Annotated in this window: 20 protein-coding genes; 12 read left to right on the top strand and 8 right to left on the bottom strand. The window is 71.2% G+C overall.

The features are described 5' to 3' along the window. Window positions 1–144: 144 nt before the first annotated feature. Both ACQPW6_RS19130 and ACQPW6_RS19125 read left to right on the top strand, forming a co-directional pair. Entirely contained in the window at window positions 145–2,985 is a 2,841-nt protein-coding gene (locus ACQPW6_RS19130; RefSeq protein ID WP_433890859.1) for a transglycosylase domain-containing protein, read from the top strand. 30 nt (window positions 2,986–3,015) lie between these two features. Continuing rightward, a complete protein-coding gene (locus ACQPW6_RS19125; RefSeq protein ID WP_433890858.1) occupies window positions 3,016–4,566 on the top strand; it encodes a glycosyltransferase family 87 protein in 1,551 nt (516 codons plus the stop codon). A gap of 48 nt (window positions 4,567–4,614) precedes the next feature. Here the strand turns inward: ACQPW6_RS19125 and ACQPW6_RS19120 are convergent, their stop codons facing one another. The 3 genes from ACQPW6_RS19120 to ACQPW6_RS19110 all read right to left on the bottom strand — a co-directional run bounded on the left by ACQPW6_RS19120 (window position 4,615) and on the right by ACQPW6_RS19110 (window position 7,267). Next, on the bottom strand, window positions 4,615–5,655 hold the full coding sequence (locus ACQPW6_RS19120) for an alanine racemase (protein WP_433890857.1): 1,041 nt from the start codon (window positions 5,653–5,655) through the stop codon (window positions 4,615–4,617). A gap of 54 nt (window positions 5,656–5,709) precedes the next feature. Further along, on the bottom strand, window positions 5,710–6,831 hold the full coding sequence (locus ACQPW6_RS19115; protein WP_433890856.1) for a lipid II:glycine glycyltransferase FemX: 1,122 nt from the start codon (window positions 6,829–6,831) through the stop codon (window positions 5,710–5,712). A gap of 121 nt (window positions 6,832–6,952) precedes the next feature. After that, entirely contained in the window at window positions 6,953–7,267 is a 315-nt protein-coding gene (locus tag ACQPW6_RS19110; protein ID WP_433890855.1) for a hypothetical protein, read from the bottom strand. Window positions 7,268–7,512: 245 nt separating this feature from the next. Here ACQPW6_RS19110 and rpsF point away from each other — a divergent pair, with 245 nt between their 5' ends. The 4 genes from rpsF to rplI all read left to right on the top strand — a co-directional run bounded on the left by rpsF (window position 7,513) and on the right by rplI (window position 9,291). Beyond that, on the top strand, window positions 7,513–7,803 hold the full coding sequence (rpsF, locus tag ACQPW6_RS19105; RefSeq protein WP_433890854.1) for a 30S ribosomal protein S6: 291 nt from the start codon (window positions 7,513–7,515) through the stop codon (window positions 7,801–7,803). Between the two features lie 113 nt (window positions 7,804–7,916). Continuing rightward, window positions 7,917–8,546 (top strand): single-stranded DNA-binding protein, encoded by a 630-nt coding sequence (locus ACQPW6_RS19100; protein ID WP_433890853.1) that lies wholly within the window; start codon window positions 7,917–7,919, stop codon window positions 8,544–8,546. A gap of 41 nt (window positions 8,547–8,587) precedes the next feature. After that, the gene (gene rpsR / locus ACQPW6_RS19095; RefSeq protein ID WP_031512678.1) at window positions 8,588–8,824 is read left to right on the top strand and encodes a 30S ribosomal protein S18; all 237 of its coding nucleotides are present in this window, start codon (window positions 8,588–8,590) and stop codon (window positions 8,822–8,824) included. 17 nt (window positions 8,825–8,841) lie between these two features. Beyond that, a complete protein-coding gene (rplI, locus tag ACQPW6_RS19090; protein WP_433890852.1) occupies window positions 8,842–9,291 on the top strand; it encodes a 50S ribosomal protein L9 in 450 nt (149 codons plus the stop codon). A 96-nt stretch (window positions 9,292–9,387) separates the two neighbouring features. On the opposite strand, the gene ACQPW6_RS19085 is transcribed toward rplI, so the two are convergent. Further along, the gene (locus tag ACQPW6_RS19085) at window positions 9,388–10,917 is read right to left on the bottom strand and encodes an MATE family efflux transporter (protein WP_433894587.1); all 1,530 of its coding nucleotides are present in this window, start codon (window positions 10,915–10,917) and stop codon (window positions 9,388–9,390) included. 145 nt (window positions 10,918–11,062) lie between these two features. On the opposite strand from ACQPW6_RS19085, the gene dnaB reads away from it, so the two are divergent. Beyond that, window positions 11,063–13,744, top strand: coding sequence for a replicative DNA helicase (dnaB, locus tag ACQPW6_RS19080; RefSeq protein WP_433890851.1), 2,682 nt, complete (start codon window positions 11,063–11,065; stop codon window positions 13,742–13,744). A gap of 39 nt (window positions 13,745–13,783) precedes the next feature. Then, window positions 13,784–14,338 (top strand): DinB family protein, encoded by a 555-nt coding sequence (locus tag ACQPW6_RS19075; RefSeq protein WP_433890850.1) that lies wholly within the window; start codon window positions 13,784–13,786, stop codon window positions 14,336–14,338. A gap of 58 nt (window positions 14,339–14,396) precedes the next feature. Here ACQPW6_RS19075 and ACQPW6_RS19070 read toward each other — a convergent pair whose 3' ends face one another. Beyond that, window positions 14,397–15,527 (bottom strand): FAD-dependent oxidoreductase, encoded by a 1,131-nt coding sequence (locus tag ACQPW6_RS19070; protein WP_433890849.1) that lies wholly within the window; start codon window positions 15,525–15,527, stop codon window positions 14,397–14,399. Between the two features lie 70 nt (window positions 15,528–15,597). On the opposite strand from ACQPW6_RS19070, the gene ACQPW6_RS19065 reads away from it, so the two are divergent. Then, window positions 15,598–16,284 carry a TetR/AcrR family transcriptional regulator gene (locus ACQPW6_RS19065; protein ID WP_433890848.1) on the top strand — a complete coding sequence of 229 codons (687 nt, stop codon included), beginning with the start codon at window positions 15,598–15,600 and terminating at the stop codon, window positions 16,282–16,284. Window positions 16,285–16,432: 148 nt separating this feature from the next. Then, window positions 16,433–17,278: a hypothetical protein gene (locus ACQPW6_RS19060; protein WP_433890847.1), complete on the top strand. Its 846-nt coding sequence runs from the start codon at window positions 16,433–16,435 to the stop codon at window positions 17,276–17,278. A 53-nt stretch (window positions 17,279–17,331) separates the two neighbouring features. On the opposite strand, the gene ACQPW6_RS19055 is transcribed toward ACQPW6_RS19060, so the two are convergent. Beyond that, on the bottom strand, window positions 17,332–18,474 hold the full coding sequence (locus ACQPW6_RS19055) for an alkene reductase (protein WP_433890846.1): 1,143 nt from the start codon (window positions 18,472–18,474) through the stop codon (window positions 17,332–17,334). Between the two features lie 139 nt (window positions 18,475–18,613). Here ACQPW6_RS19055 and ACQPW6_RS19050 point away from each other — a divergent pair, with 139 nt between their 5' ends. Next, the gene (locus ACQPW6_RS19050; protein ID WP_433890845.1) at window positions 18,614–18,991 is read left to right on the top strand and encodes a MerR family transcriptional regulator; all 378 of its coding nucleotides are present in this window, start codon (window positions 18,614–18,616) and stop codon (window positions 18,989–18,991) included. Window positions 18,992–19,075: 84 nt separating this feature from the next. Continuing rightward, on the top strand, window positions 19,076–19,981 hold the full coding sequence (locus tag ACQPW6_RS19045; RefSeq protein ID WP_433890844.1) for a class I SAM-dependent methyltransferase: 906 nt from the start codon (window positions 19,076–19,078) through the stop codon (window positions 19,979–19,981). On the opposite strand, the gene ACQPW6_RS19040 is transcribed toward ACQPW6_RS19045, so the two are convergent. Continuing rightward, window positions 19,965–21,527 carry an FG-GAP-like repeat-containing protein gene (locus ACQPW6_RS19040; protein ID WP_433890843.1) on the bottom strand — a complete coding sequence of 521 codons (1,563 nt, stop codon included), beginning with the start codon at window positions 21,525–21,527 and terminating at the stop codon, window positions 19,965–19,967. The genes ACQPW6_RS19045 and ACQPW6_RS19040 overlap by 17 nt on opposite strands. Window positions 21,528–21,623: 96 nt before the next feature. Then, complete coding sequence (locus ACQPW6_RS19035) at window positions 21,624–23,189, bottom strand: hypothetical protein (protein WP_433890842.1); 1,566 nt, start codon at window positions 23,187–23,189, stop codon at window positions 21,624–21,626. Window positions 23,190–23,202: the final 13 nt, after the last annotated feature.

The following is a 23,202-nucleotide window of genomic DNA, read 5'->3' as shown; positions in this document are numbered from 1 at the left end:
CATGCAGAGCACTGGGAACCCCGTGGCGTCGGCGTGCGTCTGGTTCCTTGGTGTGGTGCGACCTGACACAGTCGCACGCAGGGGGACCGACCGGACTGTCATCGATGCCTGCAGGCGATCCCGCCTGTCGAGGAGTATCTGTTCATGAGCGAGCACCGTCGCAAGCCGCCGCAGTCCCCGTCCGGCGGACGTGCTGCCGCCCGGCGTGGTGGGGGGCAGCAGCCGACGCCGCCGCCGGCCTCCGGTGGCCGGCGCGCCGCCGGCGGACCCCCGGCCGGAGATCCGCGGGGGGGCACCCCCGCACGCGGTGTCCCCACCGGCTCGCCGAGCGGTTCGCACACCGGCCGGCCGGCCGGCGGCACCCCGCCCGGTGGCACTCCGCCTGGTGGCACCCCCTCCCGCGACATCCTCTCCGGCGGCCGCTCCGGCGCCGGCGAGCAGGGCCCGTACCAGGGCCGCGCCGCCGCCCGCCGCGCCGCGCAGGGCCGTGGCGGCGGCCGCCGCAGGGGCGGCTCCGACGGCGGCGGGCCCGGCGGCCCCGGTGGCCCGGGCGGTCCCGCGGGCAGCGGCCCGGCCGGCCGCGGCGATCGCGGCTCCGGCCGCCGCCCCGGCAAGAAGCGCTTCATCGACTACCCCCGCTACGGCAAGGAGGGATGGCGGCACTGGATGCCGTCCTGGCGCCAGGTCACCGCGATCTTCATCGGCTTCGTCGGCACCCTGGTCGGCATCGCCGGCATCGCCTACGCCATGGTGGACATCCCGGACGAGAACAAGGCCGCGGTCGCCCAGAACAACGTCTACTACTGGGACAACGGCCAGCGGATGGTCGCCACCGGCGGCGGCCAGGTCAACCGGCAGAACATCACGTACGACCAGATCCCCAAGGCCATGCGCTACGCGGTGATCTCCGCGGAGAACAAGACCTTCGAGACCGACTCCGGCATCGACCCCAAGGGCATCAGCCGGGCGCTGTTCAACATGGCCAAGGGCGGCGAGACCCAGGGCGGCTCGACCATCACCCAGCAGTACGTGAAGAACTCGATGCTCGACCAGTCGCAGACGATCAGCCGGAAGTTCAAGGAGCTGTTCATCTCGATCAAGGTCGGCGCGAAGGTCGACAAGCAGGACATCATCACCGGCTACCTGAACACCTCCTACTTCGGCCGCAACGCCTACGGCCTGCAGGCCGCCGCCCAGACGTACTACGGCGTGGACGCCACCAAGCTCAACCCCAGCCAGTGCGCGTTCCTCACCGCGCTGCTCAAGGGCCCGACGTACTACGACCCGCTGGGCGCCACCGACATCGACAAGGCGGCGACCGCGGCCAGCAACAAGGCCAGGGCGGAGGAGCGCTGGGGCTGGATCATGGACCAGGAGGTCCAGGACGGCCACATGACGGCCGCGACCCGCGCCCTGTACCCCAAGTTCCCGATGCCGCAGGGGCTCAAGGCGCAGGCCGGGATGACCGGCCAGATCAGCTATCTGGTGGACACCGCCAACCACTACGTCGAGCAGCACTCCGACATCACCAGGGCGCAGCTCGCCAAGGGCGGCTACCAGATCTACACGACCTTCAACAAGGCCGACGTGGCCGCCCTGAAGACGTCCGTGGACGACGTCAAGAAGAAGAACATCAAGCCGGGCGGCACGCACAAGAACCAGTTCGGCCAGGACGCCGACACCGACGTGCAGTACGGCGCCGCGTCCGTGGTGCCGGGCGACGGCAAGATCGTGGCGATCTACGGCGGTGAGGGCTACGAGCACGGCCAGTTCAACAACAACGCCGACACCCAGGGCGTGCCCGTGGGCTCGACCTTCAAGCCGTTCGTCCTGGCGGCCGGCATGCAGTACGGCACCAACTACAGCAACGGCAAACCGATCACCCCGGACACCAAGTACAACGGTGACGACGATCTGAAGATCAAGGACCACAACGGCGATCCGGTCAAGAACAAGGACGGCTCGCTCTTCAAGCAGCAGAACGAGACGAACGCCAAGCCCGGCTACATCACGCTGAACACAGCCATGCAGAACTCCGTCAACAGCCCGTTCGTGCAGCTCGGCGAGGACGTCGGCCTGGACAAGGTGGCGTCCACCGCGGAGAGCGCCGGACTGCTCAAGGGCAGCCTGGCCGACCGGGTCGCCTCGTTCTCCATCGGCACCTCGACACCGAGCGCGATCCGGATGGCGGACGCGTACGGCACCTTCGCCAAGTCCGGTGTCCAGGTGGAGCCGTACTCGGTGACCAAGGTGCTGCGCGACGGCGACACGGTGTCGGGATTCACCCAGCCCAAGCCGAAGCAGGCGCTGCCGGCCAACATCGCCAACACCGTCACCAAGGTGCTGCAGAACGTGGTCAAGAAGGGCACCGGCACCAAGGCGCTGGCCCTGGGCCGTACGGCGGCCGGCAAGACCGGTACCACCGACAGCGTGAACGGCACCAGGTCCGCGTGGTTCGTCGGCTACACCCAGCAGCTCTCCACGTCCGTGGTGATGTACCGCGAGGACACCAAGACGCACACGCTGCTGTCGATGTGGGGCACTGGCGGCAACTCGTCCATCCACGGTGGTGACCTGCCGGCCACCATCTGGACGCAGTACATGAAGGCCGCCCTCGGCAGCCAGACCGACCCCGGGTTCCCGGTGCCGACCAAGATCGGCGACGGCAAGGCGCCGAACGAGCCGGGCGCGCCGCTGCCGACTCCGTCGAACACGCCGGTCACCACGCCGCCGACGACGCCGATGACGACGCCGCCGACGACGCCGCCCACCACTGCGCCGACGACGCCGATGACGACGCCGCCGACCACTCCGCCCACCACGCCGCCGACCAGTACGACGCCGCCGGTGTGCATGCCGTGGGATCCCACCTGCGGGTCGACGACCACGCCACCGCCGTCCGGTGGCGCCACCACGGAACCGGGCAACTCCGGTGGGCCGCCCGGGCGCAACAACAACGGCAATAACACCGGGCAGGGCAACTGACGGATCGCCGACATACGGCAGGATGGCGCCATGACGAGCGTGCGCTACCGCGGAAAGCGCGAAGAGGACGAACAGCCGCCGGTACCCGTGCGGCCCACCGACGAGGACCCGCTGGCCGCGGCAGGCAGCGAACTCATCGGCGGGCCGGCCGGGCGGTGGGCCGCGATCGGCGGCAGCCGCTGGTGGAACCCGCTGCGCGTGATGGTGCTCGTGGCCATCGGGATGTTCGCGCTCGGCATGGTGCAGAAGGTGTCCTGCTACAACTCCGGGTGGTTCAAGCCGGGGGACGCGCAGTACATCCACGCCTGCTACTCCGACATCCCGCACCTGTACGGCACCCGGGGCTTCGCCGACGACCTGGTGCCGTACTTCGACCGGATCCCGGACTCGGTCTCCGGCAGCGGCTTCCACTTCCTTGAATACCCGGTGCTCACCGGGCTGTTCATGGAGGTCGCCTCCTGGCTGACCCCGCACGGCGGCAGCATGCAGCACCGGCAGCAGATCTACTGGATCGTCAACTCCGGCATGCTGCTGGTCTGCGCCGCCGCGCTGGTGGTGTTCGTCTCCCGCACCAACCTGCGCCGCCGGCCGTGGGACGGCCTGCTGATCGCGCTCTCCCCCGTACTGGCGCTGACCGCGACCATCAACTGGGACCTGTTCGCGGTGGCGCTGGCCGCCGCCGGGATGATGCTGTGGGCGCGCAGCCGCCCGCTGGCCGCCGGTGTGCTGATCGGCCTGGCGACCGCGGCCAAGCTCTATCCCGTCCTGCTGCTGCTCGCGCTGTTCCTGCTGTGCCTGCGGGCCGGGCGGATGCGGGCGTTCGGCGCGGCGCTCGGCGGCGCGGTGCTGTCCTGGCTGGTGGTCAACCTGCCGGTGATCCTGCTCGCCAGGGACGGCTGGTCGGAGTTCTACAGCTTCAGCCGCACCAGAGGCGTCGACTACGGGTCCGTCTGGCTGATCATCATGCAGCGCACCGGCAACCCGCTGAGCAACGTGAGCGTGTACGTGGCCGCGCTGATGATCCTGCTGACCGCGGGCATCGCGGCGGTGGTGTTCTACGCCCCGCGCCGCCCGCGGTTCGCCCAGGTCGCGTTCCTGCTGGTGGCCGCGCTGATCATCAGCAACAAGGTCTACTCGCCGCAGTACGTGCTGTGGCTGCTGCCGCTCGCGGTGCTGGCCCGGCCGCGCTGGCGCGACCTGCTGATCTGGCAGGGCGCGGAGGTGCTGTACTTCGTCGGGATCTGGATGCAGCTCGCCTACGTCAACGGCGGCACCAAGCACCACGGGCTGTCCATGGACGGCTACCACCTGGCCATCGGCGTCCACCTGCTCGGCACGCTCTACCTGTGCGGCATGGTGCTGCGGGACATGATGCTGCCGGAGCACGACGTGCTGCGCTGGGACGGCGACGACGATCCGGCCGGCGGGGTGCTCGACGGGGCCGAGGACGTCTTCGTCCTGGGCGAGCAGCCGCACGACGCGCGGCACGCGGCGCCGTTCTCCGGGCCGCCGGTGGAGTGGGGCCTCGATCCCCTGGAGCGTGCCGCTCTGGACGGCAAGGACCCGCTGCCGCCCGAGTAAGGGCGGCTCAGCCGGGCGGCTCTGGCGGGGCGGCTCTGGCGGGGCGGCTCAGGCCGGGTGCCGGTCCACGATCCGGTCGAACTGGGTGGTGGTGTGCCGCAGATGCGCCACCAGCTCGTCGCCGACTGCCGGCGGGGCCACGTCGCTCGGCAGGAACAGGATCGAGACCTGCATGTGCGGCGGCTCCGCGAACCACCGCTGCTTGCCCGCCCAGACGAACGGCGACAGGTTGCGGTTGACGGTGGCCAGGCTGGCCCGCGCCACGCCCTTGGCCCGCGGCATCAGCCCGTGCAGCGCCTTCGGCGCCTCCAGGCCCACCCCGTGCGAGGTGCCGCCGGCCACCACCACCAGGTGCCCGTCCGCGCCGGCCTTCTCCTGCCGGTAGCCGTACCGCTCGCCCTTGGCGATCCGGGTGACGTCCAGTACCGCGCCGCGGTACTCGGTGGCGTCGTGGTCGCCCAGCCACATCAGCGTGCCGATCCTGGCCCGGAACCTGGTCTGCGGGAACTGCTGGCGCAGCTGCGCCAGTTCGGTCGCCTTCAGATGGCTGACGAACATGGTGTGCAGCGGCAGCCTGGCCGCCCGCAGCCGCTCCATCCAGCCGAAGACCTCCTCCACCGCGTCGCTGCCGTCGGTGCGGTCCAGCGGCAGGTGGATGGCGAAGCCCTCCAGCCGTACGTCGTCGATCGCCGTGTGCAGCTTGACCAGGTCGTCCTCGGCGACGCCGTGCCGCCGCATGCTGCTCATCACCTCGATGACCACCCGCGCGCCGACCAGGCCGCGCACGCCCTCCACCGAGGACACCGAGCGGATCGCCCGGTCGGGCAGCGGCACCGGCTCCTCGCCCAGCCGGTACGGGGTGAGCACCAGCAGGTCGCCGCTGAAGAAGTCCTTGATCCTGGCGGCCTCGTACGTCGTGCCGACCGCCAGCATGTCCGAGCGCAGCCGGGTGGCCTCGTCGGCCAGCCGCTCGTGGCCGAAGCCGTAGCCGTTTCCCTTGCAGACCGGCACCAGGCCGGGGAACTGGTCGGCCACGGACAGCTGATGGGCACGCCAGCGTGCGGTGTCGACGTACAAGGTGAGGGCCATGGCCTGATCAGGACCTTTCTTCTGCTGCTGTCTACCGCTGCCGGCCGGCCGCCGTCAGCGTCGTGACATGTAGATGTCGAGAGCCTTGTGGAGCAGCTTGTTGAGCGGGAAGTCCCACTCGCCCAAGTATTCGGCAGCCTGGCCGCCGGTGCCCACCTTGAACTGGATCAGGCCGAACAAATGGTCGTTCTCGTCCAGCGAGTCGCTGATGCCGCGCAGGTCGTAGACGCTGGCGCCCATCGCGTACGCGTCCCGCAGCATCCGCCACTGCATCGCGTTGGACGGCCGCACCTCGCGCTTGTGGTTGGCGGAGGCGCCGTAGGAGTACCAGACGTGCCGGCCGACGGTGAGCATGGTGGCCGCGGCCACCGGCTCGCCCTCGTGCACGGCCAGGTAGAGCCGCATCCGGTTGGGGTCCTCGGCGTTGAGCTTGGTCCACATCCGCTGGAAGTACGACAGCGGGCGCGGCCTGAAGTGGTCCCGCTCGGCGGTGACCTCGTAGAGCTGCTGCCAGGTCGGCAGGTCGTCGTAGGTGCCCTGGATCACCTGCACGCCGGCCTTCTCGGCCTTCTTGATGTTGCGCCGCCACAGCTGGTTGAAGCCCTTGAGGATGTCGTCCAGCGAGCGGTTCTCCAGCGGCACCTGGTAGACGTAGCGCGGCTGCACGTCGCCGAAGCCCGCGCCGCCGTCCTCGCCCTGCTGCCAGCCGAGCCGGCGCAGCCGGTCGATCACCTCGAAGGCGCGCGGCTCGATGAAGCCGGCCTCCACCTCGCGCAGCCGCTTGACGGCCGGGTCGGCGATACCGGCCTTGACGCTGTTCGCGTCCCAGCGGCGGATCACCACCGGCGGCCCCATCTTCACGGTGAAGGCGCCCTGCTGCTTGAGGTGCCGCAGCATCGGCTGCAGCCACTCCTCCAGGTTGGGCGCGTACCAGTTGATCACCGGGCCCTCGGGCAGATACGCCAGGTACCGCTTCAGCTTGGGGATCTGCCGGTACAGCACCAGGCCGACGCCGACGAGCTGCCCGCTGCCGTCGTCGAACCAGCCAAGGCTCTCCGAACGCCACTCGGACTTCACATCGGCCCATGCCGGGACCTGGCAGTGGCTCGCCTCGGGCAGACTCTGGATGTACGCCAGATGCTGCTCTCGGCTGATGGTCCTCAGGCTCAGGCTCATGCGGGGCGCTCCCCATGCTCACGACGGTCTGTGGCGGCTTTGCTGGCCCGAAGCCTACTGTGCGGGGGGAGCGCCCCTGACTACCGCACGCCGGAGGTCCGGTACCGCCTCGGGCACCTCCTCAGGTGTTGCCGAAGAGGCCGCCGTGGGCCATGCCGATATAGAAGCCGACCGCGGCCATCCCGAGTCCGATGATCAGCGCGAAGCGCTCCGCCGTGGTGGCCGAGATGAACTGGCCGTAGCCGCCGGTGAAGATCCCGGCCAGGCCCGACCAGGAGCTGAGCAGGTGCTGGCTGTTGAACGCCGACGCCACGATCGCGATGCCGCCGAGCAGCACGGTGACCGCGACCAGCGTGTTCTCCAGCGGATGGGGGCGGCCGTCGGTGTTGAACGTGAAGTGAGTGAGGCGATGGGTCCGGTCCACTTGCTGTGCCATGAGGCACCTCCGTGACGGAGTAGCGGCGCACTGTGGCGCCCTTCACACCCGATGTGTACAGATTGAGGGCATAAGGGGGCGGATTTCAACCCGGGGGAACGGTGCGGGTAGTCTGTACGGTCTGCACCGGTGTCTTCTGCGCGCGGCCTGATTGTCAGTGGCCCGCGTTACCGTTGCGACGCAAGCCAAACCCTCCTGCCACGGAAACGCCGTGGCCGCTGAGACCAAAGGAGGTGGGTTCCACTATGCGTCACTACGAGCTCATGCTCATTCTCGACCCCGATCTCGAGGAGCGCGCTGTCTCCCCGCTGATCGACTCCTTCCTCGCCGTCGTCCGCAATGGCGGCGGCAACGTGGAGAAGGTCGACACCTGGGGCCGTCGCCGGCTCGCCTATGAGATCAACAAGAAGCCCGAGGGCATCTACTCGGTCGTCGACCTCAAGGCATCACCCGAGGTCGTCAAGGAGCTGGACCGTCAGCTCAACCTGAACGAGTCGGTGCTCAGGACCAAGGTCCTGCGCCCGGAACTGCACTGATCCCACCAGGGTTCGGGGCATTTCGGTAACCGAGTAGCAGCAGCCGGTCACCATCGGCTGTCGCAGCAGCAACCAGAAGCAGTCAGCACACGCACCCGCCGAGAGGTCATGCCATGGCAGGCGACACCGTCATCACGGTCGTGGGCAATCTTGTCGACGACCCCGAGCTGCGCTTCACCCCGTCCGGTGCGGCGGTCGCGAAGTTCCGCGTCGCGTCCACTCCCCGCACCTTCGACCGGCAGACCAACGAGTGGAAGGACGGCGACAGCCTGTTCCTGACCTGCTCGGTCTGGCGGCAGGCGGCGGAGAACGTCGCAGAGTCGCTCCAGCGCGGCATGCGCGTGATCGTGCAGGGCCGTCTCAAGCAGCGCTCTTACGAGGACCGCGAGGGCGTCAAGCGCACGGTCTACGAACTGGACGTCGACGAGGTCGGCGCCAGCCTGCGGAGCGCCACGGCCAAGATCACCAAGACAAGTGGTGGCGGCCGTAGCGGACAGCAGGGTGGCTACGGCGGCGGTGGCGGCCAGGGCGGTGCCCAGGGTGGCGGCAGCTGGGGCGGCGGCTCCGGTGGCGGCCAGCAGGGCGGCGGCGGGGCTCCCGCCGACGACCCGTGGGCGACCAGCGCTCCGGCTGGCGGCGGCCAGTCCGGCGCGAGCGGTGGCGGCGGCGGCAACTGGGGCGGCGGCTCTGGCGGCTCCGGCGGCCAGTCCGGTGGCGGCTACTCGGATGAGCCGCCCTTCTAGGGCGGACACCTCACACTTCTTGATCGCATAGGAGAATCACCATGGCGAAGCCGCCTCCGCGCAAGCCGAAGAAGAAGGTCTGCGCGTTCTGCAAGGACAAGACCGTGTACGTGGACTACAAGGACACGAACATGCTGCGGAAGTTCATTTCCGACCGTGGCAAGATCCGTGCCCGCCGCGTCACCGGCAACTGCACGCAGCACCAGCGTGACGTCGCCACGGCTGTGAAGAACAGCCGTGAGATGGCGCTGCTGCCGTACACGTCGACCGCTCGATAAGGGAAGGGTGACCGAGAATGTCGAAGATCATCCTGACCAACGAGGTCAGCGGCCTGGGTGCCGCCGGCGACATCGTGGACGTCAAGCCGGGCTACGCCCGTAACTACCTGATCCCGCGGGGCTTCGCCATCGCGTGGACCAAGGGTGGCGAGAAGGACGTCGAGCAGATCCGCCGCGCCCGCCGTATCCGCGAGATCCACTCGCTGGAAGACGCGACCGCGGTCAAGGCGCAGCTCCAGGGCGTCCGGGTCAAGCTCAGCACCCGCGCCGGGGACACCGGCCGGCTGTTCGGCTCCATCACGCCGGCCGACATCGCCGCGGCGATCAAGGCCGCGGGTGGGCCGGCGGTCGACAAGCGCCGGGTCGAGGTCGGTTCGCCGATCAAGACGCTGGGCGCGCACAAGATCTCGGTGCGACTGCACCCTGAGGTCGAGGCTGTGCTCGACCTGGAGGTCGTGGCCGCTTAAGGCGGCGCAAGCGCATGTTCCACGTGGAACATCGGTACGTGGTGGGTGCGCGCGGAGGGCCGGACGTCCTGGGGGATGTCCGGCCCTTTGCCGTGCTCAGCGTGCGGCGCCGGTGACGATCCAGCGGCCGGAGCGGGTGCGCGGCCACAGCGCCGCGAGACGGGTGAGCATCATCAGGCCCATCGCCCACCACAGCGCGGTGAGGCCGCCGCCCAGCGCCGGGACGGCGAACGCGACGGGCGCGAAGACCGCCAGCGTCGCCAGCATCGACCAGGCCAGATACGGCCCGTCGCCCGCGCCCATCAGCACCCCGTCCAGGATGAAGACCACCCCGGCCACCGGCTGGGCGATCGCCACCACCAGCAGCGCGGACGCCAGCGCGTGCCGGACCGCCGGGTCGGAGCTGAACAGCGGGCCGATCAGCGGCCGGGACAGCACCACCAGCAGCCCGAGGACGACCCCGCAGGCCACTCCCCACTCGACCATCCGCCGGCAGGCGCCCTGGGCGCCCGCCGGATCGTCGGCGCCCAGATACCGGCCGATGATCGCCTGTCCCGCGATGGCGATCGCGTCCAGCGCGAAGGCCAGCAGCGACCAGACGGTCAGGGTGATCTGGTGGGCGGCGATCTCGGTGTCGCCGAGCCGGGCGGCGACGGCGGTGGCGATGATCAGGACGGCGCGCAGGCTGAGGGTACGGACCAGCAGGGGCGCGCCGGCCCTGGCGCAGGCGCGGATCCCGGCGGCGTCCGGGCGCAGCAGCGCCCACCACTCGGCCCGGCCCGGCGCATCGGCCCCCGGGTCCCGTTCCGATCCCGCGTCCGGCCGCACGTCCGGCCCCAGGTCCCGTCCCGAGCCCCACTCCGGTTCCGTGTCCCGCCGCGCCTCCGCGGCCTCCGCCGCCTTGCGCCGTACCCCGCGCACCACCACCGCCAGGTAGACCGCCGCCATGCCGTTCTGCGCGATCACCGTCCCCCAGGCGGAGCCGGCGATGCCGAGGCCGGCGCCGTAGACCAGCCCCGCGTTCAGGCCAGCGTTGGCGGTGAATCCGGCCACGGCCACGTACAGCGGGGTGCGGGTGTCCTGGAGGCCGCGCAGTACGCCGGTCGCGGCCAGCACCACCAGCATCGCCGGGATGCCGAGCGAGCTGATCCGCAGATAGCTGGTGGCGTACGGGGCGGCGGTGTGCGACGCGCCGAACAGGTCCACCAGGGCGGGCGCTCCCGGGAGTACGGCGGCGATCACCAGCGCGCCGAGCAGCAGCGCGAGCCAGATGCCGTCCACGCCCTGCCGCAGCGCCCCGAGCGGATCGCCCGCGCCGACCCGGCGGGCCACGGCGGCGGTGGTGGCGTACGCGAGGAAGACGAAGATGTTGACGGCAGTGGTCAGCAGGGTGGCCGCGACGCCGAGTCCGGCCAGTTGCGCGGTGCCCAGATGGCCGACGACCGCGCTGTCGACCATGACGAAAAGTGGTTCGGCGACCAGGGCGCCGAAGGCGGGCAGCGCGAGTGCGATGATCTCCCGGTCGTGCCGCCGGCGCGGCCCCGGGGCGGTGCGGCGGGTGCGCCGGGCCGGGCCCTGGCCGCGGGTGCGGCCGGCCGGGTCCTGCTGCTCGGGTGGCTCGACCAACGGATTCACAGGCACAGCCTAATCGTCCACAAGTAAGAGTCCAATAGCTGATTCGGTTATTACTGCCGACTGCATAGAGTGATCTACTCCGCCGTGTTTGTGGCGATCTTGAGCCGCGGCGGAAAGTTTTTCTCCTGCACAGCCTATGGATGGAGAAACCGCAGGTCAGGATGGCTACGGCGAGCTGATTGTCAGCTTGTCCACAGCACTGTCCCAAGGGCTGTACACAGGTTCGGGGCACTTCTCCACAGGTATGTCGCCGCTGTCCACACCCCCTGTGGATAACCGGGTTGGTCAGGGCGCCTGCTACCCCTACGGTGGAGCCTTCCCGACGCGCCACGAGCACGGCCGGGTGGCTCCGTTCTCGGGGCAGAGCCGTGAAAGAGTGGCACGCACGCGGGGTCCGGCCGGACCGGTCGGACAGGAGGAGGTGGCGGCGATGAGCCAGCCCGAACCCTCCGACGACCCGTGGCCGGATATGCCCCCTGAGGACCGGGACCACGCCCCCGAGCGCGCGCCCGTCAGCCAGTTCCGCAAGAAGAACCCCGGCGACGACGGCGGCTCCGGAAACAGCCGCTGGTCCGAGGGCGGCGGCGGCTTCGAGCGGGTCCCGCCGCAGGACCTGGACGCCGAACAGTCCGTGCTCGGCGGCATGCTGCTCTCCAAGGACGCCATCGCCGACGTGGTGGAGGTGCTCAAGGGTGCCGACTTCTACCGCCCCGCGCACGAGACCATCTACACCGCGATCCTCGACCTCTACGCCCGCGGCGAGCCCGCCGACCCGATCACCACCGCGGCCGAGCTCACCAAGCGCGGCGAGATCGCCCGGGTCGGCGGTGCCCCGTATCTGCACACCCTCGTCAACGCGGTGCCGACCGCCGCCAACGCCGAGTACTACGCCGAGATCGTCCACGAGCGCGCCGTCCTGCGCCGGCTGGTCGAGGCCGGCACCCGCATCACCCAGATGGGATACGCGGCCGACGGCGACGTCGACGAGATCGTCAACAACGCCCAGGCCGAGATCTACGCCGTCACCGAGCAGCGCACGTCCGAGGACTACCTGCCGCTCGGCGACATCATGGAGGGCGCGCTCGACGAGATCGAGGCGATCGGCTCGCGCAGCGGCCAGATGTCCGGCGTGCCGACCGGCTTCACCGACCTCGACTCGCTCACCAACGGCCTGCACCCCGGTCAGATGATCGTCATCGCCGCCCGCCCCGCGATGGGCAAGGCGCTCGCGCTCGACACACCGCTGCCGACGCCGGCCGGGTGGACGACCATGGGCGAGGTCCGGGTCGGCGACGAGCTGATCGGCGCCGACGGCCGGCCGACCCGGGTGGTCGCCGCCACCGAGGTCATGACCGGCCGCCCCTGCTACCGGGTCACGTTCGACGACGGCACGGCGGTCGTCGCCGACGCCGACCACCAGTGGCTCACCGAGACCGCAGCCTCGCGCCGCGCCACCGGATCGTCGACCGGCCCGTCGACCAGCCCCTCATCCGGTCCTTCGTCCGGCCCCGCCGTCAGGACGACCAAGGAGATCGCCGGGACGCTACGCTGCGAGACCCGCGCCGACCGGCGGCTGAACCACACCGTCCGCAACACCGCGCCGCTCGCCCTGCCCGACCGCGACGACCTGCCGGTCCCCCCGTACGAGCTCGGCGCCGCCGCGGCGTCCCCCGCACCCGGCTCGCCCGACCGCATCCCCCCGGCCTACCTGCGGGCCTCCGTCGCCCAGCGCCGCGACCTGCTGGCCGGGCTGCTCGACACCGCCGGAACGGTCACCGCCGCCGGCACCGTACGGTTCACCGCCGCCACCTCCCGACTGGCCGCCGACTTCCGCGAGTTGCTGACCGGCCTCGGCTACCGCTGCCGCACCGCCGCACCTGGACCGGCCGGGGCGCGCGCCGCCGAACCGTCCCCCCGCACCGTCACCTTCGCCACCGACGACGAGGTCTTCGGCGCCGCACCCGAGCAGCGCCTGCACGCGCGGCGCCGCCGCCCCGGCAACCCGCGGCCGACCCGCCGCTTCATCACCGACGTCACCGAGATCGACAGCGTCCCCGTCCGCTGCGTCCAGGTGGCCAACCCCGAACACCTCTACCTGGCCACCCGCTCGATGGTGCCCACCCACAACAGCACCCTCGCCCTGGACTTCGCCCGCACCTGCTCCATCGCGCACAAGATGCCCAGCGTCATCTTCTCCCTGGAGATGGGCCGCAACGAGATCGCGATGCGCCTGCTGTCCGCCGAGGCCCGGGTCGCCCTGCACCACATGCGCTCCGGCACGATGACCGACGACGACTGGACGAAGGTCGCCCGCCGGATGTCCGACGTCACCGAGGCCCCGCTCTACATCGACGACTCGCCGAACCTGTCGATGATGGAGATCCGCGCCAAGTGCCGCCGCCTCAAACAGCGCAACGACCTGCGCCTGGTGGTGATCGACTACCTCCAGCTGATGCAGTCCGGCGGCTCCCGCCGCCCCGAGAGCCGCCAGCAAGAGGTCTCCGACATGTCCCGAAACCTCAAGCTCCTGGCCAAGGAGCTGGAGGTTCCGGTGATCGCCCTCTCCCAGCTGAACCGCGGCCCCGAACAACGCACGGACAAGAAGCCCATGGTCTCCGACCTGCGCGAATCCGGCTCGATCGAACAAGACGCCGACATGGTGATCCTGCTGCACCGCGAGGACGCCTACGAGAAGGAGTCCCCCCGCGCGGGCGAGGCCGACCTGATCGTCGCCAAGCACCGCAACGGCCCCACCGCCACGATCACGGTGGCCTTCCAGGGCCACTACTCCCGCTTCGTGGACATGGCCCAGACCTGACCGGCTGCTTGTCGCCAACCGCCCTGCCCTGGAGCTGACATGGCTGACGTGATCGCGCCCGACCCTGTCACGCGTGACGTTCTCGCGGTCTTCGAGAACGTGCGGTTCCGGCTGTTCGAGCGGATGGAGGGGCTGACCGACGCCGAGTACCTCTGGGAGCCGGTCGGCGACTGCGTCAGCATCCGTCCCGGTGACGACGGGGTCTTCCGCGTCGGCACGCTGTTCCCGGAATCCGGGCCGGGGGAACCGGACCCCTTCACGACGATCGCCTGGCGCGTCTGGCACATCGGCAACCTCTGCCTGCGCGGCTATGTGATCCACTTCTTCGACGACGTTCCCGGACTCGGCGACCGCCACGAGTGGCCGGGCACGGCGAAAGACGGCGTCCAGGCGCTGGCCGACGACTGGGAGCACTTCATCTCCCGTATCGCGGCCCTCGGAGACAGGCGTCTCCTGGCGCCGATCGGCATGGGCCCCGGCGGCTGGGCCGACGAGACCTATCTGAAGCTCACGCTGCACGCCCTGAAAGAGGTCACCCACCACGGCGGCGAGATCGGCCTGCTGCGCGACCTGTACCTGCGCGAAGGCGCCTGAGTTCCGGCATTGGGCGGACGTTCTCGTGGGGGCGTCGGCCTGGGAGGGCGGCGGGGCGTCAGGTGGGTTGGAAGAAGGCGAGCATTTTTTGGGCTGCGTCGGGGGAGGACAAGAGGGACTGCATGTCTGCGGACATTCGGGCGGCCGTGCTTGTGCGGTCGAACATCTCGCGTTCGTAGGTTTTGAGGGCTGTCGGGACGGCGTCGGGGTGGGCCGCCAGTGACAGGGCGAGGTGGGCGGCGTCGAGCAGGGCCATGTTGGCGCCCTGGCCGACCGGGGGCATCAGGTGGGCGGCGTCGCCGAGCAGGGTCACGTCCGGGGTCGAGGGCCAGGTCAGGCCGGGCGGGAGGGTGGTCAGCGAGCGGGGGACGATCGTGTCGTCGCAGGCCGCGATCAGTGCGGTGAAGCGCGGGTGCCAGCCGGCGAACAGGTCGATCAGCCGCAGGCGGGCGGCGGCCGGGTCGTCGAACGGGATGCCGCTGGTGGCGAGCCAGTCCTCGTCGGCGGTGTGGAAGCTGAGGTAGACGCGCACGCGGCCGTCCCCGTTGCGCTGCGCCGACAGTGCCTGCCGGTTGCCGAGCACCCAGTAGTTGCCGCGCCCCACCATCGCCGCGAGGTCGGGACGGGTCCGGTCGGCGTCGGGGATGCCGAGCTCGATGACGTGCTGGCCGATGAACGCCGGGCGCGCGTCGGTGAGCAGCGCGCGGACCCGCGATTCCGCGCCGTCGGCGCCGACCAGCAGGTCGTACGGCGTGCTGCCGCCGCCGGTGAAGTACAGCCGGCCGCCCTCCGCGCGTTCGAACGCGTGGCCCCAGCGGACCGTTCCCTCGGGGAGCGAGTCGAGCAGCAGGGCGCGCAGGTCGGCGCGGTCGACCTCGGGGCGGGCGGACGGGGCGCCGTCGGGGGTGTCCTCCTGGTGCAGGAGGGTGCCGTCCGGTTCGAGCAGCCGCATGTCCTGGCCCTCGGGGCGGGCGATCGCGTGGAAGCGCTCGATCAGGCCCGCGTCGCGCAGCGCCCGCTGCCCGGAATGTATGTCGAGCATGCCGCCCTGCCCGCGCGCGCCGCGCGACCGTTCGCGCTCGTAGACGACGGAGCCGATGCCGTTCACGTGCAGCACGCGGGCGAGGGCCAGCCCGCCGAGGCCCGCCCCGACGATGGCGATCCTGGTGGTGGGCGTGGTTCCGGTCATGCGGATGCCTCCTCGATACGGCGTACAGGTCGATACACTGTATCGCTCCATGCGATGTACTGTGGGCGCCATGTTGGTGTGGGAGCGGCCGGAGCCGCCGGACCGGCCGGTGCCGGCCCCGTTGAACCGGGAGCGCATCGTCCGCGCGGCGATCCGGCTGGCCGACGCCGACGGCCTGGAGGCGGTGTCCCTGCGCAAGGTAGCCACCGCGCTGAACGTCGGGCCGATGCGGCTGTACGGCTACCTCGCCGGCAAGGAGGAGCTGCTCGACCTGATGGTCGACGCGGTCCACGCCGAGATCCGGCCGGCCGGGGACAGCTGGCGGGAGATGCTGCGGTCGCTCGCGGAGACCACCCGGCAGGCCGCCCACGAGCACGAATGGCTCGCCGACCTGCTCGGCGGCCGCCCGCAGCTCGGGCCGAACGCGCTGGCCAAGGGCGAGGTCGTGGTGGCCGCGCTCAGCGGCGCCGGCGGCATCGACGTGGACTCCGTCATGCCGGTGGTCAGCGCGGTGAACGCCTACGTGATCGGCGCGGTGCGCCGGGAGATCGCCGAGCGCCGCGCCGAACGGGCCACCGGGATGGACGAGAAGCGCTGGCAGGTCGCCCTCGGGCCCTACCTGGACCGGACGTTCGCCAGTGGACGGTTCCCCGCGCTGGCCACGGTGGTCCGCGACGCCGCGCACCACGACGCCGACCACACCTTCCGGGTCGGCCTCGACTTCCTGCTCGACGGCATCGAGGCCCGTCTCGTCTGACGGTGCGGCGCGCGCCTCGCGGTGGGGCGCCTGTCGTCTCACGGGGACGCCCGGTGGACGGGGTGAACCGGCGTCCCGGCCCGCGGAGTTGTGAGAGTCTCGGGGTTCCATGGCCGCACCTGGCGACCGCCATGGCTCGGGGGGAACAGTGATCAGGAGAGTGGCGCCCGCGGTGCTGGCGCTCTGCGCGGTCGCCGCGGCCGGCGGGCTCACGGCCTGCGGCGGAGGCGGCACGGCGGACGGGAAGCCGAAGCTGTCCGCGTCGGCGAAGACCACGGGCGCGAAGACCACGGCCGCGACGGCACCGGCCACGAAGGCACCGGCGGCGGCAACGCCGGCCGCGACAACGCCGAGCGCGACGCGCGCCGCGGACTCCGTGCTCGACGGGCGGCAGCTCACGTCGCTCCTGGTCGGGTCGACCGACGTCGGGAACTTCACCTTCACGCCGGTCAAGGAGGGCGCGTTCGGCAGCGGCATCGACCTCGGCATGCACCTCGGCTCCGCCGCGAGCACCGAGGTCAAGCCCGCCGCCTGCCAGCCGCTGCAGAACCTCACCGGCTTCGACAGCGACCCCGACCCGCACGCGTTCGCCGAGCAGAAGGCCGTCTCCGTGTTCACGTACGACGGGGAGCTCGGCCTGACGATGTCCCTGGCGTCCTTCGCGGGCGGCGGCGCGCACCAGGTGATCGCCGGCCTCACCGCCGCCCTGCACTCCTGCCGGCAGTTCACGGTCAGCTCCCGCATCCTCACCGTCGCCTACGGCCACCTCACCCAGGTGCGGACCCCCGACCTCGGGGACGAGGCGGTGTCCTTCCGGCTCACCCAGACCGTGGACGACCACAAGTCCGGCCCGCACACCACCCCGGTCGTCTTCACGGTCGTGCGGACCGGCAAGGTGATCGCCGCTTTCTACACCACGACGCCTGACGTTCCGGGGCACGACCTCACCCACAGCGTGATCGAGCCGCAGGTCGACGTACTGGCGCTTCCCTGAGGACGTGAGGACGTGAGGACGTGAACACGTAGGACGCCGGGCCCCGGCCGGGCTCACGCTCTCGGTGCGGCGGCCAGCGTCGGATAGTCCGTGTACCCCTCCGCCCCGCCCGTGTACATCAACCCCGCCTCCCTGACCTGGTTGATCGGGCCGCCGACCTCGATCCGGTGCACCAGGTCAGGATTGGCCAGGAACGAGCGCCCCAGCGCGATCAGGTCCGCGCCCGCCGCCAGCAGCCGCTCGCCGGCCGCCCGCCCGGCGTCGTCGGGCAGCGGACCGCCCCACCCCAGCACCGGGTTGGCGATCAGCGGGCCGCGCCAGGCCGTCCGGATCTCCCTGAAGAGCGCGCTGCCGGGGTCGGCGAACACGACGTGCAGGTACGCGAGCCCGAGACCGTCGAGCGCGCCGAGCAGCGCCGGGTAGATGGCCTCGGTGTCGCCCTCCTCGATGCCGTTGACGGTGATCCCGGGCGCCACGCGCACCCCCACCCGTTCCGGTCCGATCGCGGCGGCCACGGCGCGGACCACCTCCACCACGAACCGGATCCGGTGCGCGACCGGGCCGCCGTACGCGTCCGTGCGGTGGTTGGTGTTCCCGGCCAGGAACTGGTGCAGCAGGTAGCCGTTGGCCGCGTGCACCTCGACGCCCTCGAAGCCGGCGTCCACCGCGTTGCGCGCGGCGGACGCGAAGTCGGCGACGGTGGCGGCGATCTGATCGGCGGTCATCTCCTCGGGGACCACCGATTCCTGGTGGCCGCCGGGCGTGTGGATGCCCTCGGGCAGCGGGATCGGCGAAGGCGCGACAGGGGTCAGCCCGGCGAGGTTGTTCTCCGGGTGCCCGATGCGTCCGCCGTGCTGCAACTGCAGGAACATCCGGCCGCCGGCCGCCCGTACGGCATCGGTGACCGTCCGCCAGCCGGCCACGTGCTCGGGGCGGTGGATCGCCGGGATGTTCGGGTACGTCTGGCCGACGGCGTTCGGGGTGGCGGCCTCGGCGATGATCAGACCGGCGGACGCGCGCTGGGCGTAGTAGCCGGCCATCAGCGGCCCGGGGACGCCGTCGGCGCCGGCGCGGTTACGGGTCATGGGCGCCATCACCAGGCGGTTGGGCAGGCGCAGGGCGCCCAGCCGGGCGGGCGTGAGCAGTGCGGAGACGGCGGGGGACTCGGGTGCGGTCTGAGCCGCTGTGATCGTCATGCCGGGACGGTAGATCCTGACACCGGTGTCAGATTCAAGTAGCCTCGGCCACCCGGGATCGGGAAGCAGGAACGTCGGGGAAGCAGGGAACGACGGGGGAGCTTGAACGACGGGGAAACGGGAACGGGGAGGGATCGGCATGCGGATCGGGGAACTCGCCCGGCGCACCGGAGTCAGCGAGCGGTCGCTGCGCTACTACGAGCAGCAGGGCCTGCTGCGTTCCGAGCGAACGCCCGGCGGCCACCGCGAGTTCGGCGACTGGGCGATCGACCGGGTGATCCGCATCCAGGCGCTCTACGCGGCCGGCCTGGCCAGTAAGAAGATAGCCGTACTGCTGCCCTGCATGCGCGACGCCGACGGCGGCCCGTCCGAGATCGCCGACCGCAAGCTGGTCGACGAGCTGTGCACGGAACGCGAACGCATCGACCGCATGATCGCCGACCTGCGGCGCTCCCGCGACATCCTCGACGAGGTGATCGACGCGGCCGCGCTCAGGACGGACGCGGCGGAGGCGTAAGGGGGCGGCCCGCGCTCGCCACGGTCCCCGGGCGGGCCGGTAAACCGGTGGAACCGCTGGAGCGGCCGGCCGTACGGTCCCCGGATGACGTATCTGAGTCCGCTGGGATTCCTGCTGGGCGTCGAAGGCGCCGCGCTGCTGCGCGGCTTCCGGGAGGGAACCGCCGACCGAGCGTTCGTCGAGGCCCGGATCGCCGAGATCCGCGCGCTGCTCGACGCACCCGACCTCGCCGGGGCCGAGCCGCTGACAGCCGCGCCGGGCACGATCAGCACGGCCGAGGTCTACCGGACCTGGGCAGCGTCCTACGACGCCCCCGGCAATCAGATGATCGACGTCGAACAGCCCGTCGTCCGGCGGCTCCTGGACGCCCTGCCGGTCGGCACCGCCCTGGACGCGGCCTGTGGCACCGGCCGCCACACCGCCCACCTGCACCGGCTCGGCCACCGGGTGATCGGCATGGACGCCTCACCGCAGATGCTCGCCCGGGCCCGCGAGCGCCTGCCCGACATCGGGTTCCAGCAGGCCGACCTGCGCCGGCTGCCGCTTCCCGACAACGCGGTCGACACCGTCGTCTGCGCCCTCGCCCTGACCCACGTCCCCGAACTGGCGCCCGTCATGGCCGAGTTCGCCCGCGTCCTGCGCCCCGGCGGCCACCTGGTGATCTCCGACGCCCACCTGCTCGCGTCCTACCTCCGCCCGACGGTCCCCCGCCGCGCGGCCCCCGGCGCCGTCCCGTCCCTCCCCGCCGAACACCACCGCCCCCTCAGCGCCTACCTGACCGCGGCCCTCCCGGCCGGCTTCCAGGTCCGCCACTGCGAGGAGCCGACACGCCCCCGCCGCCCCGCACGCCCCGCGACCACCCCGCTCCCGGACCACCCGACCTGGGACCTCCTGGACCGCTACCCGGAAGCGTCGGCTGCGGCGCTCGACGACTCCCCGGTAGCGGTCATCTGGCACTTCCAGCTCGCGGAGGTCAGGACACCTGGGTGATGTACTTGAAGTAGTTCTTCGCGTACAGGCGCGGGGCGGCCATGCCGGTGCCGTTGGTGGTGGCGTTGATGACGAAGACGCCGCCGCCGGGGGTGCGGCCGAAGAGGTCCTGGCGGCCGTCGTGGTCGATGTCGCCGCTTGCGACGAGTTCGCGGTAGCCGGAGAAGCCGGTGCCGAACTTGACGCGGGTGAAACCGCTTCTGCCGTTGCCCTTGAAGAGCCACAGCGTGCCGGCCTTGTCCACGCCGAGGAAGTCGGCCAGGCCGTCGCCGGAGTAGTCGCCGCGGCCGGTGAGCTGGGTGTACGCGTTGAAGCCCTGGCCGAGCAGCGAGCGGGCGCCGTAGTTGCCCTTGCCGTTGCCCTTGTAGAGCCACAGGTTGCCGGAGGTGTCCCGGGCGATCAGGTCGGGGATGCCGTCGCCGGAGAAGTCCCGCTCGGAGAAGATCGAGGTGTAGTGGCCCCAGCCGTTGCTGAGCCAGGTGCCCTTGGTCGTGTCCAGGTTCGGGTTCTGCCCGAGCGACGGCTCTCCGTAGCTGTAGAGAGCGCCGCCGGGGGTCCTGGCGAGGACTTCGCCGGCGCCGTCGCCGTTGAGGTCGCCGGCCTCGGTGAAGAAGGTGAACGGCTTCAGTTCGTAGACGAGCGCGCCGCTGTTCGGGGTGCACCCCACGAGCTTCCCGTAGACGGGGTTGATCCCGCAGAACGCGACCACGCCGCCGTGGCCTTGGGCCTGGCGGGAGGTCACCGAACCGGTGTCGATGAAGTTGTAGTCGATGTCGTGGGCCCACCCGAGCATCTGGGCGCGGTACGCGGAGACGTTGGTGTACAGCCGCAGACCGTCCGCGGCGATGCAGCCGCCCGCGGGGGTGGCCGAGATGCCGAGCACCTTGCCGCCGGCGACCAGGACGCCACCCGCGTCGCCGCTGCAGCGGTCGCCGGCGGGAGGCGGCGTGGTGCCGGGCGCCGGCAGCGTGCAGAAGGTGCCGGAGAGTTGGGCGTGGCCCAGGTGTGCGGCGCAGGTCGCGGACGACAGGATCGCCACCTGCTCGCTGTGGGTGTGCCGATCGGGCGACGCCGGGCTCGAACCGGCCCAGGAGGAGAAGGTCGCCTTCGCGCCGGGCGAGTAGAGGGCGGCATCGGCGGTGCTCGCGAGCGCCGGTCCGTGCACGGTGGTGTCCTGACCGACCGTCATCACGGCGTAGTCGGCCTGCCGGGTCTGCGCGTTGTAGCGCGGGTCGGCGTGGTAGTCGATATGGAAACCGGCCTCCGGGTTGCCGCCGTTGTAGATGAAACCCGAGTCGTTCACGCCGCGCCCGGTGATGCAGTCCACCGGCATCAGCAGCCGGTCCCCGGTGAGTTCGACCGCGGAGCACTTCTTGTAGACGGAGCCGCTCACCGTCTCGACGCCCACCAGCCAGGACGGCACCGACACCGCCGCCTGCGCGGGCGCCGCCCCGGAGCCCAGCAGCCCCCCGCCGAGCAGCGCCGCCGCCGTCGCCAGCGCGGCCAGCGAGCGCCGCCCCCGTACCCCGATCCGTACCGCGCGCATCGCGCCCCCCACCTCTCGGTTTCGCCCACCGGATCCGGCGGGCCTGTTGTCGGGCTTGTCCGGCGGCTCGGTCCGCCGCCCGGTCGGGCCCCGCGATCAACCGACCGCGTATGCCTGGTTCACGTACGTCTGCGTCGAGTTGCCCGCCGTGTCCGTGACCTTCGCGCTGAGCGAGACCTTCCCGGAGGCCGGGTTGGGGACGGCGGTCTGCCAGGTGGAGCCGGTGTGCGTGACGGGCAGGCCGTGCCACGTCTTGGCATTGTCGGTGGAGTACCAGGCCTGCACGGTCTTGACGGTGTCGCCGTGGAACGGGATGCCGAGGCCCGGTGTCGAGTCGGTGCGGTCCATGAACAGCCCGACCGGGGTGGTGCTGCGCGTCCTGGCGTGGCCGCGCTCGTCCAGGCCAGTGGTCAGGAAGCGGGTGAGGAAGCCCGGCGCGGACTGCTGCACGCGCGGGTCGGCCCAGAAGTGGTACACCACCCGGGAGGACGGCGAGAGCATCCCCGCGGGGAAGGTGACGCCCGGGTTGTACCGGACGGCGTAAGCGTCCAGGTTGTACCAGCCGGGGTTGGCCACCCGCGCCTCGAACATCGGCGGCGGGTAGGTGGTGCCGGCGCCGGTCTGCCGGGCGATCACCGCGCCGTCCCGGCTGAGCGTCGAGCTCACCTTGGCGCTGTGCTCGCCGCCGGTCACCGTCGGGTCGTCGAACATGTGGTCCGTGTCGAAGCGCAGCTCGCCGGTCTCGATGTACGGCGTGGTGTGCGCCGGGCCCCAGGCGGGCCGGTAGAACGTCTGCTGGTACGACTTCCCGGCCGCGTAGTCGTGGACTCCGTCGTAGTAGCCCAGGGTCCCGATCGCGTCGGAGTAGTCCATCGACTGGACGTCCCACTTCCCGGCGACGACCCCCGCGGTGTACGAGTAGGCCCCCTCGACGTTCGCGCGGACGTTCGTCTGCAGCTGGGCCTGGCAGGGTGAGCCGCTCGGGACGAAGTTGAGGTCACGCGCGTTGCCGGCGTTCGGGCCCTCGCCGGACTGGACGTGCACGGTCGCCATGGCGGCCGAGTGGAAGGCGCCGCCCGGCCGCGCGGGCAGCCCGACCGTGCCGCCGGTCGCCAGGAAGCCGTTGACCGGCGATCCCGAGTCCCAGACCGAGACGTAGCCGAAGCGCAGCAGCGTCGAGGTGTTGGGGATGACGTAGAGCTGCTGCGGACTGTCCGGTCCGAGGCCGGAGTCGCTCAGCGATTCGCGTCCCGCGCAGATCACGTCGGAGAGCCGCTGGCCGCCGGCGTCGGCGGTGTCGAGGGACACGTCCAGCGGCTTGCCCTTGCGGGCGTCGATGGTGGTCGTGGTGGCGCCGGAGACCGTGACGACGGCGGCGCCGAGCGTGTTGTCCTGGTCCCGGTCATCGCCGATCAGGGCCAGGACGACGTACTTCCCGGCGGGCAGCGACAGGGTCCGGCCGCCGGCGCCGACGGCCGCCCGGCGGCCGGTCCCGGCGTCGACGACCTCGACCTGGCTGTGGGCGGCCGCGGCACCGTTCCGGCCGATCGCGTCGACCTTCAGCGACGGGCCCGCCGCCGAGGCGGGGCCCGCGCCCGAGACGATGAGCAGTGGTGTGACAAGGGCGGCAGCCGCCAGGGCCACCCGCAGATGACGGCGCATGAACTGTCTTCCC

Origin of the sequence: Streptomyces sp. CA-111067 (assembly GCF_050956065.1) — a bacterium.
Classification (GTDB): domain Bacteria; phylum Actinomycetota; class Actinomycetes; order Streptomycetales; family Streptomycetaceae; genus Actinacidiphila.
Note: the sequence above shows the minus strand (reverse complement) of the source record. Positions and strands in the feature narration are given on the sequence as shown.